The 18,962-nt window shown below is 57.8% G+C and carries 13 protein-coding genes; 10 read left to right on the forward strand and 3 right to left on the reverse strand.

From position 1 onward, the window contains the following. Window positions 1-32: 32 nt before the first annotated feature. The 10 genes from ASB66_RS18855 to ASB66_RS18900 all read left to right on the forward strand — a co-directional run bounded on the left by ASB66_RS18855 (window position 33) and on the right by ASB66_RS18900 (window position 11,749). On the forward strand, window positions 33-440 hold the full coding sequence (locus ASB66_RS18855) for a F0F1 ATP synthase subunit epsilon (protein WP_060718661.1): 408 nt from the start codon (window positions 33-35) through the stop codon (window positions 438-440). An 822-nt stretch (window positions 441-1,262) separates the two neighbouring features. Then, window positions 1,263-2,195 carry an L-lactate dehydrogenase gene (locus ASB66_RS18860; protein WP_060718660.1) on the forward strand — a complete coding sequence of 311 codons (933 nt, stop codon included), beginning with the start codon at window positions 1,263-1,265 and terminating at the stop codon, window positions 2,193-2,195. 133 nt (window positions 2,196-2,328) lie between these two features. Beyond that, window positions 2,329-2,640, forward strand: a complete 312-nt coding sequence (locus tag ASB66_RS18865; RefSeq protein ID WP_141748867.1) for an ArsR/SmtB family transcription factor — start codon at window positions 2,329-2,331, stop codon at window positions 2,638-2,640. Window positions 2,641-2,722: 82 nt separating this feature from the next. Beyond that, window positions 2,723-3,658, forward strand: coding sequence for a LysR family transcriptional regulator (locus ASB66_RS18870; RefSeq protein WP_060718658.1), 936 nt, complete (start codon window positions 2,723-2,725; stop codon window positions 3,656-3,658). A 92-nt stretch (window positions 3,659-3,750) separates the two neighbouring features. Further along, complete coding sequence (locus ASB66_RS18875; RefSeq protein ID WP_060718882.1) at window positions 3,751-4,230, forward strand: formate dehydrogenase subunit gamma; 480 nt, start codon at window positions 3,751-3,753, stop codon at window positions 4,228-4,230. A gap of 8 nt (window positions 4,231-4,238) precedes the next feature. Next, window positions 4,239-5,795, forward strand: a complete 1,557-nt coding sequence (locus ASB66_RS18880) for a formate dehydrogenase beta subunit (protein ID WP_060718881.1) — start codon at window positions 4,239-4,241, stop codon at window positions 5,793-5,795. 5 nt (window positions 5,796-5,800) lie between these two features. Further along, window positions 5,801-8,680 carry a formate dehydrogenase subunit alpha gene (gene fdhF / locus ASB66_RS18885; RefSeq protein WP_060718657.1) on the forward strand — a complete coding sequence of 960 codons (2,880 nt, stop codon included), beginning with the start codon at window positions 5,801-5,803 and terminating at the stop codon, window positions 8,678-8,680. Window positions 8,681-8,732: 52 nt separating this feature from the next. After that, complete coding sequence (gene fdhD, locus ASB66_RS18890) at window positions 8,733-9,548, forward strand: formate dehydrogenase accessory sulfurtransferase FdhD (RefSeq protein ID WP_411910083.1); 816 nt, start codon at window positions 8,733-8,735, stop codon at window positions 9,546-9,548. Beyond that, complete coding sequence (locus ASB66_RS18895) at window positions 9,538-9,810, forward strand: formate dehydrogenase subunit delta (RefSeq protein WP_060718656.1); 273 nt, start codon at window positions 9,538-9,540, stop codon at window positions 9,808-9,810. The genes fdhD and ASB66_RS18895 overlap by 11 nt, the downstream gene beginning before the upstream one ends. A 280-nt stretch (window positions 9,811-10,090) precedes the next feature. After that, complete coding sequence (locus ASB66_RS18900; RefSeq protein WP_060718655.1) at window positions 10,091-11,749, forward strand: OFA family MFS transporter; 1,659 nt, start codon at window positions 10,091-10,093, stop codon at window positions 11,747-11,749. A gap of 226 nt (window positions 11,750-11,975) precedes the next feature. Here the strand turns inward: ASB66_RS18900 and ASB66_RS18905 are convergent, their stop codons facing one another. The 3 genes from ASB66_RS18905 to ASB66_RS18915 form a co-directional block, all read right to left on the reverse strand. Beyond that, entirely contained in the window at window positions 11,976-12,455 is a 480-nt protein-coding gene (locus ASB66_RS18905; protein WP_060718654.1) for a chemotaxis protein CheW, read from the reverse strand. 112 nt (window positions 12,456-12,567) lie between these two features. Then, the gene (locus tag ASB66_RS18910; RefSeq protein WP_234613296.1) at window positions 12,568-14,247 is read right to left on the reverse strand and encodes a methyl-accepting chemotaxis protein; all 1,680 of its coding nucleotides are present in this window, start codon (window positions 14,245-14,247) and stop codon (window positions 12,568-12,570) included. Between the two features lie 483 nt (window positions 14,248-14,730). After that, the gene (locus tag ASB66_RS18915) at window positions 14,731-18,945 is read right to left on the reverse strand and encodes a translocation/assembly module TamB domain-containing protein (RefSeq protein ID WP_158544226.1); all 4,215 of its coding nucleotides are present in this window, start codon (window positions 18,943-18,945) and stop codon (window positions 14,731-14,733) included. Window positions 18,946-18,962 lie beyond the last annotated feature (17 nt).

Consider the following 18,962-nt stretch of genomic DNA (forward strand, 5'->3'; position numbering starts at 1 on the left):
GTTCAGTTTCCAGCGTTAGAAAGTAAAAAGCCATGGCTGACAATTTCAATTTCGAATTCGTTTCCCCCGAGCGGTTGCTGATCTCGGAAAAGGTAAGCGAGGTTGTCATTCCGGCGACCGAAGGTGAGATGACCGTCATGGCCCACCATGCGCCGACGATGACGGTGATCAAGCCAGGTGTCGTAACGGTTAAGTTTGCTTCCGGAAAAACCGGCCGATATGTGATTTTCGGTGGCTTTGCTGATATCACACCGGAAAGACTGACTCTGTTGGCGGAAAGTGCCGTACCGGTCGATGAATTGAGCCGCGATACGCTGATGAAGCGGATCGAATTGGCCAAAGCAGAGCTGGATGATACGGAAAATCACGAACATAGGACCAAGCTGGAGCAGTTCTTTAACGCAATGACGCATCTTAACGGCGTCCTGGTTCCAGCCTGATTGACGGTTTCTTCATTTTTCGGTTTTCAAGGCGGCCCTCGTGGCCGCTTTTTTTGTGGTAACATCCGAAGCGTGCCCGATTTTATCAAACACCCTTAAAATACTGTAATCTTTTAAGTTTACTGCATAATTTTTTCGCTCAATCCGGTTGGATTTGGGAAAATATGCGGCAGCAGCCGATGATTTTTAAAATGCTTTTCGGTCGTACGGTTTCAATGTGTACTCTTCCCTTATTCAGATTAAAATAAAACGCATCGAAAGCTTCACTTTCCACCATTCAGTATTGGGCAAGGCGAGCCTGTGTTTTGGGTACTGGTGTTTGAGCGTTGTTTTCTAGCCTCTCTTTATCGCTCGCTGCACAGCGTAATTGCTGATTCCTAATGGTGCCAATGCTCTCGAAAGCCGGCCGACGACCTTCCTGTCCCAAATGATTGCGCTACCATTATTTTTTATGTCCGAAGGGGTCATTCTATCACAAAAATGGCCGGATGTCGCGGTTGACACTCGCCTCACGTAACGTCACTGTCCGCGCTTACTCAGAAGTAATACTCTTCTCAATTGATTTAGACGTGAAGTAAAGCGGTGCAGGTGACGATCGCAGTGGACCTTCATAAGCATGATGGTGTGGGGAAAACATAACGACGTCTGGCATCGCATTTCGTGCATTTTTGGCCGTTTTGAAATTATGTTATAATTCATAACAGTGTCTTTGGACCCTCTGGGATTGAAGAAATTTCGAAGCAGATCTCCATGCGGAGATGCGCGATGTGGCGTGAATACGGGGTCAGTAACGCGGGTGGTTTCGCGGTCAGGAGTGGGGACATGAAGGTCGGCATAGTGGGAGCGGGCATGGTGGGCAGTGCATCGGCCTATGCGTTAACAATGCTTGGCATCGCCTCGGAAATCGTGCTGGTTGATTATAATACGGATCTGGCCCAAGCCCAGGCCGAGGACATATCCCATGCCGTACCTTTCGTCTCTGCAACCCTTGTTCGGGCCGGAAATTATGATGATTTCGTTGGAGCGGGCGTGGTTATCATCTCGGCAGGTGTCAGCCAGAAACCGGGTGAAACCCGGCTCGAATTGCTTGGCCGCAATGCCGAAGTATTCCGGCAGGTCGTGGACCAGGTTCTCGCAGCAGCACCGAATGCAATTTTGCTGATCGCGTCTAATCCTGTCGACATCATGACTGATATTGCGACCCGTCTCTCGGGGCTTGCGCCTCAAAGAGTGATTGGTTCTGGCACCATACTTGATACCGCGCGTTTTCGCAGCCTGCTTGGGCGATATCTGGAGATTTCACCGCAATCCGTCCATGCCTATGTTCTGGGTGAGCATGGCGATAGCGAAGTGTTGGCCTGGTCGAATGCGATGGTTGGCGCCGTGCCATTGATGTCTTTTGCCGAACAGGCGGGCAAGCCGGTGACGGATGCGGTTCGTAGTGAGATCGACGCCGGTGTGCGCCGCGCCGCCGACAAGATTATCAAGGGAAAAGGTGCCACCTATTACGGTATCGGTGCCGGTCTGGCACGGATCGTCAAGGCGATTGCCAGCGATCAGCGTGACGTGCTTTCCGTTTCCAGCGTCACCGCGGAGCTGGCTGGGGTCACCAATGTTGCGGCATCTGTGCCACGGGTAATTGGCTCGAGCGGGATTCTGATGGATCTTGTGCCTGATCTTGATGAAACAGAGCGGATTGCCTTGGCCAAGAGCGCGAGGATGCTGAAGGATCTCGCGTTGTCTGTGCCATGTTGAGCAGTTTTTGTCCGTCGCTGATCCGCTTCCCTTCATCCGGTGTTCAGCAGTCCGTAGACATTGTCATTCGATGGAACCTATGATCGCTTCTTCAACAAACGCCGAAACGCCGGCGAGCCAATTGGCCAACTTCATGCAGAAAGCAGCAGGCGCTGCTGCTCTTCTGAAGGCCCTGTCCCATGAAAATCGGTTGTTGATCCTGTGTATTCTCAGCGAAGGGGAAAAGACGGTCGGCGAGTTGGAAACGCTCCTGCAATTGCAGCAGGCCATTGTTTCACAGCAACTGGCGCGGTTGCGGATGGACAATCTGGTGGAAAGCCGCCGGTCCGGGCGCCAGATTTATTATTCGATTACCAATCCGGCGGTGAAGGAACTGGTATCGGTGCTGTACCAGATGTATTGTTCGCCAGCGGTCGAGGAGACGACATTCGACCTGCGGGATTGATGCCGGTGCACATGGGACTGTCGACAAGGGACGCACTTCGTTCTTTCCGATGATCATAGCCCGGGCGACAGCAGGGGCAGCGATGATCGACAAGCTGGAATTTTTCATTGCTCTTGCCCGCGCCCAGCATTTCGGTCGTGCGGCGGAAGAATGCGGCATTTCCCAGCCGACGCTGTCAGCGGCGATCCGCCAGCTTGAAGACCAACTGGGAGTCATCCTGGTGCAACGTGGTTCCCGGTTTCAAGGCCTGACGCCCGAGGGACAGCGGGTGCTGGAATGGGCGCGGCGGATTGTCGGCGATGCTCGTACCATGCGCGAGGAAATGCGGGCGGCGCGCAATGGTCTGGCTGGACATATTCGCCTGGCGGTGATCCCGACGGCGCTGGCCATGGTGCAGAGGCTGACGGAGCCATTTCAGACACATCACCCGGCTGTGACGTTCCAGGTGGTGTCGCGCAATTCTCTCCAGGTCCTCAGCCTTCTGGAAAATCTCGAGATTGATGCGGGTATCACCTATCTCGACAATGAACCGCTTGGCCGGGTGACGTCTGTCCCGCTCTATGCCGAGCGTTATCACTTGATTGCGGCGACCGGCACGCCGCTGGCCGACCGGGAAAGTGTGACCTGGCAAGAGGTTTCCGATCTTCGGCTTTGCCTATTGACGCCCGATATGCAGAACCGGCGTATCATCAATCAGCATTTCACCGAGGCGGGTGTGGTGCCTCGGCCGACGCTGGAATCCAACTCGATGATCGTATTATTTTCTCATATTCGGACCGGGCAATGGTCGTCAATCATGCCGCGTAACGTCGCGGAATCCTTCGGTTTTCCAGAGGAAATTCGCATGGTGCCGATTGTCGAGCCACAGGCTCAGCATCTGGTTGGGCTGGTGGCGACCCATCGTGAACCCTATACGCCGCTGGTGTCGGCGTTATTGCATGAGGCGCGCCGCCTCGCAGCCGCACAAGTCTTTGATAGGTTTTTTCTATCGCGTAACGATACAGCGGTATTGACCTGAGCGACAGGCTGGATTCATTCTTGCAAAACGGGTGAGTGTACCGTCTTGCCGCGCGACGCATGGCGTCGTTGCTGGCCGCTGAGGAGGAAGCGATGAATATGCATGTGGTGGCGGAGGCCGACGTGGCCAGAGTGGAGGCTATCATCGATAGCCTCAAGCATCTTGAAGGCCCCCTTCTGCCGATCCTGCATGAAATCCAACGCGAATTCGGATGCGTGCCTGATAGTGCCAAACCGGTGATTGCTCGTGCCTTGAATCTGTCGCGGGCCGAAGTGCATGGGGTCGTCAGTTTCTACCATGATTTTCGTGATCATCCCTCCGGTCGCCATGTCCTGAAACTCTGTCGGGCCGAGGCTTGCCAATCCCTAGGTGGCGAGCCTCTTGGCGAAACGATCAAGGCCCGGCTCGGCATTGACTGGCATGAAACCACAGCTGATGGCGCGGTGACGCTGGAGCCGGTTTTCTGTCTCGGGCTCTGTGCCTGCGCGCCGGCCGCCATGCTGGATGGGGAATTGCATGGCCGCTTGGACGAGCACTGTCTTGACGATCTACTGATGGAGGCCCGTCGATGAGCGAGCCGATGAGCATCACCGTTTTCGTTCCCCGGGATGCCGCTGCTCTTGCGGTCGGGGCTGATAAGGTTGCCGCCGCCATCCAGCGGGAAGCTGCGGCACGCCATGTCGATGTGACTGTCATTCGCAATGGGTCGCGCGGCATGCTTTGGCTGGAAACCCTGGTCGAAGTGCGCACGGACCACGGCCGGATTGCCTATGGTCCCGTCAAGCCTTCCGATGTCGCTGGCCTGTTCGATGCCGGGTTTTTGACCGGGGCTGCCCATCCGCTCCGTCACGGCCTGACCAGCGATATTCCGTTCCTGAAGAACCAGACGCGGCTGACCTTTTCCCGCTGCGGCATTACCGATCCGCTGTCGCTGGAGGATTATCGGCATTACAAGGGCCTGACCGGTCTCGCCAAAGCGATTGCCATGCCGTCCGCCGACATTGTCGCCCAGGTCACCGAAAGCGGCCTTCGTGGTCGCGGCGGGGCGGGCTTTCCCACCGGCATCAAATGGAAAACCGTGGCGGACGCCAAAGCCGACCAGAAATACATCATCTGCAATGCCGATGAAGGCGATAGCGGCACTTTTGCCGACCGGATGATCATGGAGGGTGATCCCTTCGTGTTGATCGAAGGCATGGTGATTGCCGGGATCGCGGTCGGTGCCACCAAGGGCTATGTCTATACCCGCTCGGAATATCCTCATGCCATCGCCGTGATGCGTGAAGCCATCGAGCTTGCCCGCAAGCAGGGCATTCTGGGTGCATCCGTGTTAGGCTCTGCTTACGCTTTCGATATGGAGGTCCGCGAGGGGGCCGGTGCCTATGTCTGTGGTGAGGAAACCTCGCTGCTCAACAGCCTGGAAGGCAAGCGCGGTGTGGTGCGCGCCAAGCCGCCGCTTCCGGCGCTGGAAGGGCTGTTTGGTAAGCCAACCGTTGTCAACAATGTCATGTCGCTGGCCTCCATTCCTGTTATCATGGACCGCGGCGCGCAGTTCTACCGCGATTATGGCGTTGGCCGGTCGCATGGCACCATCCCGATCCAGATTGCTGGCAATGTCAAACACGGTGGCCTTTACGAGACCGCCTTTGGCCTGACGCTGGGCGAGATCATCAACGATATCGGTGGCGGCACCTTGACGGGTCGTCCGGTAAAGGCGGTGCAGGTGGGCGGCCCGCTGGGGGCCTATTTCCCGCCCTCGCTGTTCGATACGGTGTTCGACTATGAAGCCTTTACCGCAGCCGGTGGCTTGATCGGTCATGCCGGGATCGTGGTCTTCGATGACAGCGCCGATATGCTGAAACAGGCCCGGTTTGCCATGGAATTCTGTGCGGTCGAAAGCTGCGGCAAGTGTACGCCCTGTCGGATCGGCTCGACACGGGGCGTCGAAACCGTGGACCGGATTGCAAAGGGCATTGAGCCTGAAAAGAACAAGGTGCTGCTGGAAGATCTCTGCAACACCATGAAATTCGGATCGCTTTGCGCCCTTGGCGGCTTTACGCCCTATCCTGTCATGAGCGCGATGACGCATTTCCCGCAGGATTTTACGCCTGCCCCCCTTGTTGAAGCGGCGGAGTAAAGACCATGTCTCTGATCCATGAAATTGATTACGGCACCCCGGCTTCCTCATCCACCGAAACTGTGACGCTGACCATTGATGGCCGTGAGGTGACGGTGGCGGCAGGCACGTCGATCATGCGGGCCTCAATGGAGGCCGGCATTCAGGTGCCGAAGCTGTGCGCCACCGACATGGTGGATGCCTTTGGTTCCTGTCGGCTCTGTCTGGTGGAGGTCGAGGGCCGAAATGGAACCCCGGCCTCCTGCACCACACCCTGCGCGCCCGGTATCGTCGTTCACACCCAGACGGAGCGGCTTAAAGCCATCCGCAAGGGTGTGATGGAGCTTTACATATCCGATCATCCGCTGGACTGCCTGACCTGTGCCGCCAATGGGGATTGCGAATTGCAGGATATGGCTGGTGCGGTTGGTCTGCGCGATGTGCGCTACGGCTATGAGGGTGACAACCACGTCAAGACCCGGGCCGGTGACGGGTTGAATGCCCGCTACATGCCGAAGGACGAAAGCAATCCCTATTTTACCTATGATCCCTCAAAGTGCATCGTCTGTTCGCGGTGTGTGCGGGCCTGCGAGGAAGTGCAAGGGACGTTTGCGCTGACCATTGAGGGGCGCGGCTTCGACAGCCGGGTCTCGCCCGGCGCTCATGAGGCTTTTCTGGAATCGGAATGCGTGTCCTGTGGCGCTTGTGTGCAGGCCTGTCCAACCGCGACACTGACGGAAAAATCCGTCATTGCCATTGGTCAGCCGGAGCATTCGCTGGTTACCACCTGCGCCTATTGCGGCGTTGGCTGTTCCTTCAAGGCGGAAATGCGCGGCGAAGAACTGGTGCGCATGGTGCCGTGGAAAGACGGCAAGGCCAATCGCGGCCATTCCTGCGTCAAGGGTCGGTTTGCCTATGGCTATGCCAGCCACAAGGATCGCATCCTCAACCCGATGGTCCGTGAGAAAATTACTGATCCGTGGCGGGAAGTGACCTGGGAAGAGGCCTTTGCCCATGTGGCCTCCGAGTTCAAGCGGTTGCAATATCAATATGGCCGCGATTCCATCGGCGGCATTACCTCCTCGCGCTGTACCAATGAAGAAACCTATCTGGTGCAGAAGCTGATCCGCGCGGGCTTTGGCAACAATAATGTCGATACTTGCGCCCGCGTCTGTCATTCGCCGACCGGTTATGGTCTTGGTCAAGCCTTCGGGACGTCGGCGGGTACGCAGGATTTCGACAGTGTCGAGCATTCCGATGTGGTGCTTGTCATCGGAGCCAACCCGACCGACGGCCATCCAGTGTTTGGGTCGCGGTTGAAAAAGCGGCTGCGGAAGGGCGCGAAGCTGATCGTTATCGATCCGCGTCGCATTGATCTGGTCAAGACGCCGCATGTTGAGGCGGCTTTCCATTTGCCGCTGAAGCCCGGCACCAATGTTGCCGTGCTGACGGCGCTGGCGCATGTGATCGTTACCGAAGGTCTGGCCAACGAAGCCTTTATCCGCGAGCGCTGCGACTGGTCGGAATTTGAGGATTGGGCGGCTTTTGTGGCCGAACCTCAGCATAGCCCGGAAGCAACTGAGGCGTTTACAGGCGTACCTGCTGCCGATCTGCGTGGCGCTGCAAGGCTTTATGCCACAGGCGGTAATGGGGCGATCTATTACGGGTTGGGCGTAACAGAGCATAGCCAGGGCTCGACCACTGTCATGGCGATTGCCAATCTGGCCATGGTAACCGGCAATATCGGTCGTCCGGGTGTCGGGGTGAACCCGTTGCGTGGGCAGAATAATGTGCAGGGCTCTTGCGACATGGGATCTTTCCCGCATGAGTTGCCGGGCTATCGACATATTTCCGACGATGCCACCCGCGAGACCTTTGAGAAGCTCTGGGGCGTGACATTGAACAACGAGCCGGGCCTGCGCATTCCCAATATGCTGGATGCGGCGGTGGAAGGCACGTTCAAGGGGCTTTACGTCCAGGGCGAGGATATCTTGCAATCCGACCCGGATACCAAGCATGTTTCGGCAGGCCTGGCGGCGATGGAATGCGTTGTTGTCCATGATCTGTTTTTGAATGAGACCGCCAACTACGCCCATGTCTTCTTGCCGGGTTCGACCTTCCTGGAAAAGGACGGCACGTTTACCAATGCCGAACGGCGCATCAACCGGGTGCGCAAGGTGATGAGCCCGAAGAATGGCTATAGCGATTGGGAAGTGACCCAGAAAATGGCTGAGGCGATGGGTCTAGGCTGGAATTACAGCCATCCGTCCGAGATCATGGCAGAAATCGCTGCGACCACACCCAGCTTTGCCGGTGTTTCCTATGAGATGCTGGAGGAAAAGGGTTCGGTGCAATGGCCGTGCAATGAGCAACATCCACTCGGCTCGCCGATCATGCATGTCGATGGCTTCGTGCGCGGCAAGGGTAAGTTTATCCGCACCGAATATGTGGCGACCGACGAGCGTACCGGCCCGCGCTTCCCGCTGCTGCTGACCACTGGACGCATTCTGTCGCAGTATAATGTCGGTGCGCAGACGCGGCGCACCGAAAATACCGTCTGGCATGGGGAAGACCGGCTGGAAATCCACCCGCATGATGCCGAACAGCGCGGTATCAAGGAAGGAGACTGGATCAAGCTGGCCAGCCGTTCCGGCGACACGACGTTACGGGCACTGATCACTGATCGCGTCGCGCCGGGCGTGGTCTATACCACCTTCCATCACCCGGATACGCAGGCCAATGTCATCACGACAGATTATTCCGACTGGGCGACGAATTGCCCGGAATATAAGGTGACGGCAGTGCAGGTTTCGCCCTCGAACGGGCCGACCGAATGGCAGCGGGACTATGATGAACTGTCGCGCCAGTCCCGCCGGATTTCCGGCAAGCTGGAAGCGGCGGAATAGGATGAGTGGCGGGGAGGATAACGGGGAGGAGGGTTTTGCCGTCATGACGGAGATGAAAACCACCTGCCTTGTACCGCAGGTGCAGCATCGCCAAGGGATGACTACGGAGGCCCACCGGATCGTGCCGGAAGAAGTGCCGGTGGCCTTTTCCTATGGTGGTTCCACCCATGCGGTGATGATGGCGACGCCTGCCGATCTCGAGGATTTCGCACTGGGCTTTTCGCTGGCCGAGGGCATTATTACCCGTCTGGATGAGGTTCTGGCCATCGAACCAGTCGAGGCGGCAAGCGGCATCGATGTGCAGGTGATTTTGCTGGATACGACAGCGGACGCCCTGACAACCCGTCGCCGTCGCATGGCGGGGCCGGTTGGCTGCGGTCTTTGTGGCATCGAGTCAATCGAACAAGCGAGCCGGGATGTGCCGAAAGTGACCGGCGGATTGACACTGACACCGGCGGATATTCGTGACGCTGTCGATGCGCTCAGCCGGGCGCAGACGCTCAACCGGCAAACCCATGCGGTGCATGGTGCCGGTTTCTTCATTCCCGGCGAAGGTCTGTTGGCGATCCGGGAAGATGTGGGGCGTCACAATGCTCTTGATAAATTGGTCGGCGCGGTGTTGAAGGCCGGACGCCGGGGCGAAGACGGCGTCGTGGTGGTCACCAGCCGATTGTCGGTTGAGATGGTGCAGAAGGCGGCCATGCTGGGCGCACCGATCCTATTGGCGATTTCCGCGCCAACCGCGCTTGCCATCCGCACCGCGCAGGCGGCAGGCATGACCCTGATCGGCATTGCCCGGGGCGATGATTTTGAAGTCTTTACCCGTCCTGACCGCATAATATCCGGGGTATCTGCCGATGTCGCATGACCATATTGCTGAAAAACTGATCCGCATGGCCAATCAGATCGCCCAATTCTTCAACACGCAGCCGGAGCATGAGCGGGTGCAGGGCGTGGCAACCCATATCAACAAGTTCTGGGAACCGCGCATGCGCCGCCAGTTCTTCGAGATGATCGATACTGGCCAGGAAGGATTTGACCCGCTGGTGATCGAGGCGGCGAAACTGATCAAGCGTCCGGTGGACAATAGTGCTGAGACTTTTGGCATGGCGGGGCGCGGCACAGCCTGATGGCTGACCGAGCGGGCGACGGCATAGTGTCCATGGCGCCAAAGAGTCTAACGATTTTAACAGGTTGATTAGGGCCATATCTGGCCATTCGACAGACGCGCTATGTGTGGCGGTGGCGGTTGCGCTGTCTGCTACAGATAGTAGGGGAATAGATAACGAACCAGTGCCGTGATGCATTCACTTCGTTCATACCATCATGCACTGGTTTTTTGTTTGAGCAACGACTTCTCCAAATGCGGCTGGGGCCTCCATTTGGATAGAAGCACGAGGAGGGATATTTATGGCAGTTACGAATGCGCCGGGGACAGCGCTGTCATCATCTGCCGGTTTGCTGGACCGGGAACGGATCATTGCAAAACCGGGTTTCAATCGTTGGCTGGTGCCGCCAGCAGCGCTTGCCATTCATCTGTGCATCGGCATGGCCTATGGTTTTAGCGTGTTCTGGCTGCCGCTCAGCAAGGCACTGGGTACCGCTGCGCCTGCAAGCTGCGCAGGCTTGTCTCTTGTCGGCGCGCTGTTCACCACCGAGTGCAATTGGCGTGTCGCTGATCTCGGCTGGATCTACACATTGTTCTTCGTCCTGCTCGGCTGTTCCGCAGCGCTTTGGGGTGGGTGGTTGGAGCGGGTCGGCCCGCGCCGTGCCGGGTTTGTTTCGGCTTGCTGCTGGTGCGGCGGCATTCTGGTCGCGGCGCTGGGGGTTTTCACCCATCAACTGTGGTTGATGTGGATCGGTGCGGGCGTAATCGGTGGCATCGGGCTTGGCCTCGGCTATATTTCTCCGGTGTCTACGTTGATCAAATGGTTTCCTGACCGGCGCGGCATGGCGACTGGCATGGCAATCATGGGCTTTGGTGGCGGGGCGATGATCGGTGCGCCGCTCGCCAACCTGCTGATGGGCGTGTTCCGGTCCGATGCCGGGCCAGGTGTCTGGCAGACGTTCGTGGTCATGGCTGCCATCTATTTCGTCTTCATGATGGGCGGCGCTTTCGGCTACCGCATTCCCCCGGCTGGCTGGCGTCCAGAAGGCTGGACCCCGCCTGTTGCCAAGAGCAGCATGATTACCCATCGCCACGTGCATCTGCGTGATGCTCACAAAACCCCGCAATTCTGGCTGATTTGGGCTGTGCTCTGCCTGAATGTCTCGGCGGGTATCGGGGTGATCGGCATGGCTTCGCCCATGCTTCAGGAGATCTTCGCAGGCTCACTGATCGGTCTGCCGGATTTGACATTCTCGCAACTGGACACCGCGCAAAAGGCGCAGATTGCGGCGATCGCTGCCGGATTTACCGGATTACTGTCGCTGTTCAACATTGGCGGACGGTTTTTCTGGGCGTCGATGTCGGACAAGATCGGGCGTAAGAACACCTATTATTGCTTCTTCCTGCTCGGTATCCTGCTGTATGCGCTGGCGCCGACTTTGGCGGGCCTGGGCTCCAAGGCGCTGTTCGTTCTGGCTTTCGGCGTCATTCTGTCGATGTATGGCGGCGGTTTTGCCACCATTCCGGCCTATCTCGCCGATATCTTTGGAACGCAATTCGTTGGCGCCATTCATGGTCGGTTGCTGACGGCCTGGGCAACGGCGGGCATCGTCGGCCCTGTCGTGGTCAATTATATCCGCGAGGCTCAGATTGCTGCCGGGATTTCCCCCGGTCCCGCACTTTACACCGGCACGATGTATATCCTGGCTGGCATGTTGGCACTCGGCCTTGTTGCCAATGCCCTGATCCGGCCATTGCCGGAAAAATGGTTCATGTCGGATGACGAGGTTGCCGCCCTTCAGGCCAAGACTGCCGCCGCCAGTGCTGGCCCGACCGGCTCCTTCGGTATTGGCAAGGGCGGCTTCGACGCCAAGGCGGCGCTCGCCTGGGCCATTGTCTGCATTCCCTTGCTCTGGGGTGTCTGGGTTACTCTGCGCAGCACGCTGGTGCTGTTTGGTTAACCGATCTGGCAATGCCGTCCTGCTTAAGAGCAGGGCGGCATTTTCGATCCAACCTGGTATGGACAAAAAGCACCATAACAAAAAGCGGCCCGGTGAGGCCGCTTTCGATACTACAGCGCCGTGCGTTTTATAAAGCGCACGGCGCTGTAAGCTTTTGTTTACGCATCGTATTTATCCGAAAACCGGTTCCCACTTTTCGGTCCGATGCTCTATCGTTTTTTAATGATCAGGCGGCCAGGTCTTCCAGCTCGCTGCCCTTGAACATCTTGGAAAGGTTCAGGAAGCAGATCATGCCGTTTTCATTGGCGATGATGCCTTCGGAAAACGTCTTGTCGAAAGAGGCGGAAACCTCAGGCACGGGCTGAACCTGGCTGGATGGAATTGTCAGGATGTCAGACACCCGGTCCACCAGCATGCCGATGACCATATTGTGCACTTCGGCGACGACAATGGCGGAGCGCTCATTGGCAACCGTGCTCTTCATGCCGAGCTTGTAGGCAAGATCGATAATCGGAATGACCGAACCGCGCAGGTTCATCACGCCGATCACATCGGCTGGTGCATGCGGAATGGGCGTGGAAGGCGCCCAACCGCGGATTTCCCGGATTGTGGTGGTCTTGACGCAGAACTCCTGATCATGCAGGCGAAACGCGATGATTTCGAGGTTTTCACCGCCGAAGCTGGTAGGGGTAATAGGTGTTGCCATGATATCCGTCCCGCCTGTCTTTCGCCCTCCGCTTCCTGTAAACAGGTCACCCGCTGGGCCTTTTTGCGATCATAAGTCTGATGTTCGTCCATGCGATGCGGAGCGATTGCCGCTACGCCGCATATTTGTCATGGCTCATCCTAGCGGAAGAATGTTTCTCAAATCTAAATTGTTCGAGCAGGTTGCGCAGGTTTTCGGTTTGTTGGGCAAGGCCATGGCTCGCTGCCGAGCTTTCTTCCACCATGGCGGCATTCTGCTGGGTATTCTGGTCCATGGTGTTGACGGCCTTGTTGATTTCGGCAAGGCCTGTTGCCTGTTCCCTAGACGCTTCGACAATGGCGCCGATATTGCGGTTGACCTCTTGAACTTCGACCAGGATCGTCGTTAGCGCCTTGCCCGTTTCCCCCACCAGCGACACGCCGGTTTCGACCTGGCTGCTTGACGTGGTAATAAGAAGTTTGATTTCCTTGGCGGCCTTGGCAGAGCGTTGCGCCAGTTCGCGTACTTCCTGGGCAACGACGGCAAAACCCTTCCCAGCCTCGCCCGCGCGCGCGGCTTCAACCCCGGCATTCAGCGCCAGAAGGTTGGTCTGGAAGGCGATATCGTCAATCACGCCGATGATGTTTGAAATCTCATTGGAGGAGTTTTCAATCTGGCCCATGGCGTCAATGGCGTTGCGAACCACCTGGCTTGAAGCTTCGGCCTGAGCTTTCGTGCGAGCAACGAGATTGGCGGCTTCTGCCGCCCGTTTTGCGCTATCGGTGACCGTCTGGGTCACTTCCTCAAGGGCTGCGGCGGTTTCCTCGACAGAGGCAGCCTGCCGCTCGGTGCGGCGGGAAAGATCGTCGGAGGCAGATTTGATCTGGTTGGTTCCAGCCGCGATTGCATTGGCGTTCATGGCCACGGTTCGCATCGCGGTTGTCAGTTTTTCCATGGCATTGTTCAGGTCCAGCCGGATCTGGTCGAGGCCTGAAACAAAAGGCCGCTCCAGCGACACTGTCAGGTCGCCATCCGAAAGAGCCTGCAAAGCGTGCCCGATTTCCTGTACGCACCGCACTCGGTCAGTGACATCGGTGGCGAATTTCACCACCTTAATCACCGTGCCATCGGCATCGAAGATCGGGTTATAAGAGGCTTGAATCCATGCCACCTTGCCGCCTTTGCCAATGCGCTTGAATTCCTCGGCGATAAATTCGCCATTGCTGAGTTTTTCCCAGAACAGTTTGTAGTCCCGGCTCGCGGTATAGGAGGGTTCGCAGAACATCGAATGATGCTTGCCCTGGATTTCCGCCAGGCTATATCCCAGCACTCTCAGGAAGTTTTCGTTGGCAGAAAGAATCTCTCCGGTCTTGGTAAATTCAATCACGGCCTGAGCGCGTGAAATCGCCGCCATCTTGCCGCGGTCTTCGACGGTCTGCAACTGTGCGGCGGTGACATCGGTTGCGATCTTTACCACCTTGTAAGGCTTGCCTCTGGAATTGCAGACCGGATTATAGGAGCCGTTGATCCAGACTTCCTGACCTGCCTTGTTGATCCGCTTGAAGGTGGCCGTTTCGGATTGCCCGCCTGACAGCTTTTTCCAGAATGCTTTGTATTGCGCAGAGGACACATAGGAAGGATCACAAAACAGCGCATGCTTGCGCCCTTTGAGTTCCTCTGGCCGATACCCCATCAAACGACAGAAGACGTCATTGGCGGCGATGATTGTGCCTTCAAGATCGAACTCGATGACGGCCTGCGATTTGGCAAACGCCGACAGAATGTTTTCTGCATCTGAACCGAAGCCAAGCATCATTCTTCCTCTGTGTCCTGTAGCGCAGGTATCCTGTTGGAGTATGCCTTGAGGCTGCCGTAACGCTTGTTTTTATCGAATTAAGCTCGATCGCTGCTTAGGTTTATGGACCTAAGCATCAAGACCGACTGTGTTGGCTCTTGCCATGTGGAGTGATTGGACATTCCCAATATGCTTTATCAAAAGTAATCAGCGTTGGGCCGCCTCCGGGTGGAGTCTTCTTCGATTCGGCGATGGAACGATTGGGCTCTCTGCAGGAACCCTATGTGTGTTGTGTGATCGGTGGTCCGTTATGAATTAACACCCATATTAATACGGATAGATTCTTAAGAAATAGCTATTCAAGCTCTTTTTTTGAGCTGATTTCGATAGCCACCGCCCTTTGGAGCAGCGTGCAGAAAATCGGAGTTAGCGCGATGCTCTAACTTTTTGTTTGCGCATCGGAGTTTTCCGAAAACCGGATTCCACTTTCCCAGACAAACTCTAGTATTCTTTCTCATAGAACACGCCGCCGCCGCTCGATCCACTGGCGCCTGCTTCACCTTTGAGCTTGAAGCCACGGCCGACATCCAGGTTGATCACGGCCTTGCTGCCGGTGCTGCCCTGCTGGAATTCGAGATAGGTTTTGTCGTTCAGATATTTTCCGGCGCTGAACTGGGTATTGCCCTTGGAATCGGTGCTGATGTCGAGATCGTCAACGCCAACGGCGCTGCGAAGACTGTTAAACAGCGACGTCGAATTGCCACCGCCCAACTGACCGACGGCATCCGCCAATTGAGCAATTTGCAGTGGCGACAGTTTCGCCATCGACTGGCCGAAAATAAGCTGGGCCAACACCTCGTCCTGCGGCAGGGCCGGGGCGGAGGAAAAGCTGATATCCGGGTCGGTCGCCACGCCGGACACCTTGGCTGTCAGCGTTGTGCTGCCCGATGTGCTGGTAGCCTCGAAATCGACGATCGGGATAAGGCCACCGCTGAAGGTAATTTTGCCTGAGCTGAAATCCAGCCGCTTGGTCAGAATGACCATCCGGCCCCGCTGCATGGTGAAGCCGCCCGAGACTTGTGGCGCTGCGATACTGCCCTTGATGGTAACGGTGCCGTTCAGTTCGGCGTCGATCCCGCGTCCACGCACGAAGATTTGCGAGGGAGCCGCGATTTGCAGGTCGAGCAAAATCGGCGAGTTGCTGCCATCCCCCGTTTTCTCTGGATTGAGAATTGCCGTCTGGCGGCGTACGTCGGCGGGAGCGTTCTTGTGCTTGATGTCGAGCTGGGCAATCGATCCCGGCAGCCGGGATGGAATGGTGATCGAGGTCTTGTCGAGCGTCAACTTGCCGGACAAAGTCGGTCCATCCATCAAGGGGCCTTTCAACCCCATGGTACCGTTGACGGTGGCCGTGACCAGCGTACCATCGATATAAACGGCATTGTCGAGCTTGATTGTCAGGTCGCTGGGCAATCCCTGGCCTTTCAGGTCGATCGTGCCGGTCGCCGACACCCGGCCTCCGGCGGAAATCCTGCCGGTGACGGAATTGATCCGGGCCTGATCGCCGGTCAAGGCAATGTCCACGGCCAATTGCTCAAGAGCGATATTGTGCTTCACATCGATCAGCCGGGCTTTGGCTGTGGTGATGGTGCCGGATAAAGCCGGGGAAGACAGGGTGCCGCCAATGCGGATATCGCCATTGGCCGTGCCTTCTGCCGTCAATCCTTGCTTGGTCAATAGACCCTGCAATGCGCTGAGTGGCAGATTGGCCTTGAACGCCATGTTGATGGGCTTGTCGCCTGATAGGGTCAGCGAGCCGCCGCCCGTGACATTCAGACCGCCGCCACCGGTCACACGGCTGTCCACGGACAGGCGGTTTTCGGCAAAGGTGCCAGACGCTGCAATCGCCAGAGGTGGCAGGCCAGCGGCCTGCATCTGCGTGACGCTGGCATCATCGAGACGCAGGTCATAAGCGATCTTCGGGGCGGATGTGCTGCCGGTGGCGGTGATCTTGCCGGATATCGTGCCGGTCGCGCCCAGATTGGCAGACACTGTATTGGCGAGCGAGGCGGGGAGCGCGTTGATCTGCGCTGTCATATCCAGAACCGCGCCTGCCTTGCCGGCAACCGAAACTGTACCGCTGCCAGCTTTTATAGTGAGCGTGTCGATTGTTGCCGTGCCATTTTCCACGGTGATGTCAGTGGGCCGGGCCAGCGTTAACGGAATGCCGCGCGGGCTGGCGGCAAAATCCTGAAGGGCAATGCCGATGCTATTGCCATCCTGCTGCACCAGTGCTTTTCCGGTCAAAGGTGCTTTGTCGTATCGTCCCGAAAGGTCGATATCGGTGCGGGTTCCTCTGCGGTCGAACTGAAGCGCCAGCTGTTCGACAAGGGCAGAGCCGGTGGAAATCCGGTCTGCCTTGACCATGCCTTGCAAGGCCAGCGACTGGAGGTCGTTGGTGGTGACATCGACCGATGGCTGGCCGATTGTTATCGTGCTCTGGCGAATTGCGGTGCCGTTGGCCTTGATCCGGGCGGCAATCTTGCCATTGGCCTCGTCCAGTCTGATGGAGCCTTTCAGATCACCTGATGCGGTCTGTCCGCCAAGGGCTGCCAACAGGCCAAGATCGGGAAAATCAAAATCGACAGTACCGCTGGGAAGACGGGCGCGGGAAAAGCTCAAAGCGCCGTTCAATCTGTTGTCACCCACCGTCAAGCTCAGATCCGGCAGGGCGATGACCCCGTCTTTAGAGGTGAGCTTGAGATTGGACTGAACCGGCTTGCCATCCAGCGCGCCTTGCGCGGTCAGCGTCGCAGAGGGCGCGCCGCGTGTCAGGTCGGCTTTTGCCGCCATGGAAAAGCCGGTGAGGGCACGACCAGCAAGCGTCGCTGCATCGATGGTGATCGTGCCATTGGTCTGCAAGGCATTGGTTGGGCCATCGGCCTGGAGATTGAATGCGGCTTTGCCCGATGCATTGGCCTGCAAGATGCTGAGATCGGCAACCGTTCCCGAAAGAGTGGCAGCAAGTTGCTGTTTGGCAAAAGACAGCTTGCCCGAGGCGTTCAGCAGTCGTGTTTCCAGCGCAAACCCTGGAATCGCAATTCCATCGGTTGCGGAGTAGCGCGCCTCGCCGGAAAGCTTCACCATATTGGTTTGCTCGGTGCCTCCAGGCGTTCCCACCAGCTTGTCCGTCACGGCTTGTGGCAGGGCTTCAGGCCGCGCAAACAGTGTATACTGTGCCTCCACGGCCTTGCTGGCGATGGTATAGGCGGCGGTCACGCTACCGCCAAGCGCCGGGCTTTCGATGGTGAGCGGTTGAGCGGTAATCTGCTGAGGGCTGACCGCAATCGGTGCCTTGAGGGTCAGGGGCGCCTTTATGGCGCGCGCCAGCGTCTGGTCCGTCAGCTGCGTCTGCTGCACGGTCAGCACGGTATCGATGCTGCCGGAACGGGTGGTCAGATTGAAAGCCGGGGCGCTGGCTTTAAGGGCGATATCGCCAAACGTGCCCTGCGGCAGTGTCAGGCTCTCCAGCGATGCGGTGGTTTCAAGTTTTGCCGCTTCGGCTGCCCCGGTCAGGCTGAATGTGAGGCCGGAGATTTGTGCGGCAAGGGTGCCGTCGTCCAGCGGCCAACGGATCGCGGCAGGGCCATTCTTGCCGGTCAGTGTGGCATGAAGGGAATTTTCGCCTTTCGGCGTATAGGTGCCGCTGGCGGCAAGCGACAGGCTGCCGGTCTCGACGCTGCCTTTTTCCACGCTCAAGGCACCGTCATCGGAAAGGCGCGCGGCAATATCGATCATCGTCTTACCGGCAAACAGGTCGCGGAGATTGGCGGGCATCAGACTATCGAAGGCACCGGCGCCATTGATAGCCACGTGCCGACCGTCCGCAGCCAGTCTATGGGTCGTGGTGATGTCCAATCGCGGTGTGCCGTCGAGCGTTGCCGTCAGCGAGCCTTTCCAGTCGTTGATCGGACCGCCGCCCTTGACCGTGATGGCAAGAGCCGGATCATCCGGCAATTGCAGCAGGTTGGCGAGGAGTCCGCCCTTTGGCTCCTGCAAGGTGGCGTCGACGTCCAGCCGGTTCTGCTGCGGCGCGTAGGCGAGCTGGGCTGACAGGTTTGCCTGCGGCAGATCTGCACGGCTCACCGTCAGTTGCGAGGTGATGGCCTGCGGGGTCGCCTCACTGCCTCTCTGGGCCTCGACATTACCGTTCAAAGCCAGTTTGGCTGCGGTGCCGAGTAGCGGTTGTTCCAGCCGGACCTCCGGCACGGATACCCGCTCGATACGGATATCCACCGGCAGGTTGAAGCCATTGCTGCTGGAGGTTTCTGTTGTCGTCTCCACGCTCGGCAAGGGCTTGCGGGCCAGGGTCACGGAGGCGGCCTTGATCTGCGAGGCCTCGAAACGGCGCGACATCAGCGCCAGCGGCGACCAGTCGATGGAGAGATCCTGAATTCGGCCATAGGGACCGTTCGCGTCGGAAACGGTGATTGTATCCACCCGCAAATGCCCGTCCAGCAGGCCGCTGATCCCGTCCACGGCGATGATCCGGTTTGGCTTCGACACCAGCGAGGCGACGAAATCGCCGATGAACCGGCTGCCGAATTGCGTCGTGCCGATCAGCGTCAGCGCCACGACCAGCATCGCGGCCAGCACCAGCAAACCATAGGCGAGGATGCGGCCAAGGCCTGAGAATAGGGTTTTAAGTGCGCTCACTGTCTGTTCCGACCTTC

It is taken from the genome of Gillisella vitis, assembly GCF_001541345.2.
GTDB lineage: Bacteria > Pseudomonadota > Alphaproteobacteria > Rhizobiales > Rhizobiaceae > Allorhizobium > Allorhizobium vitis.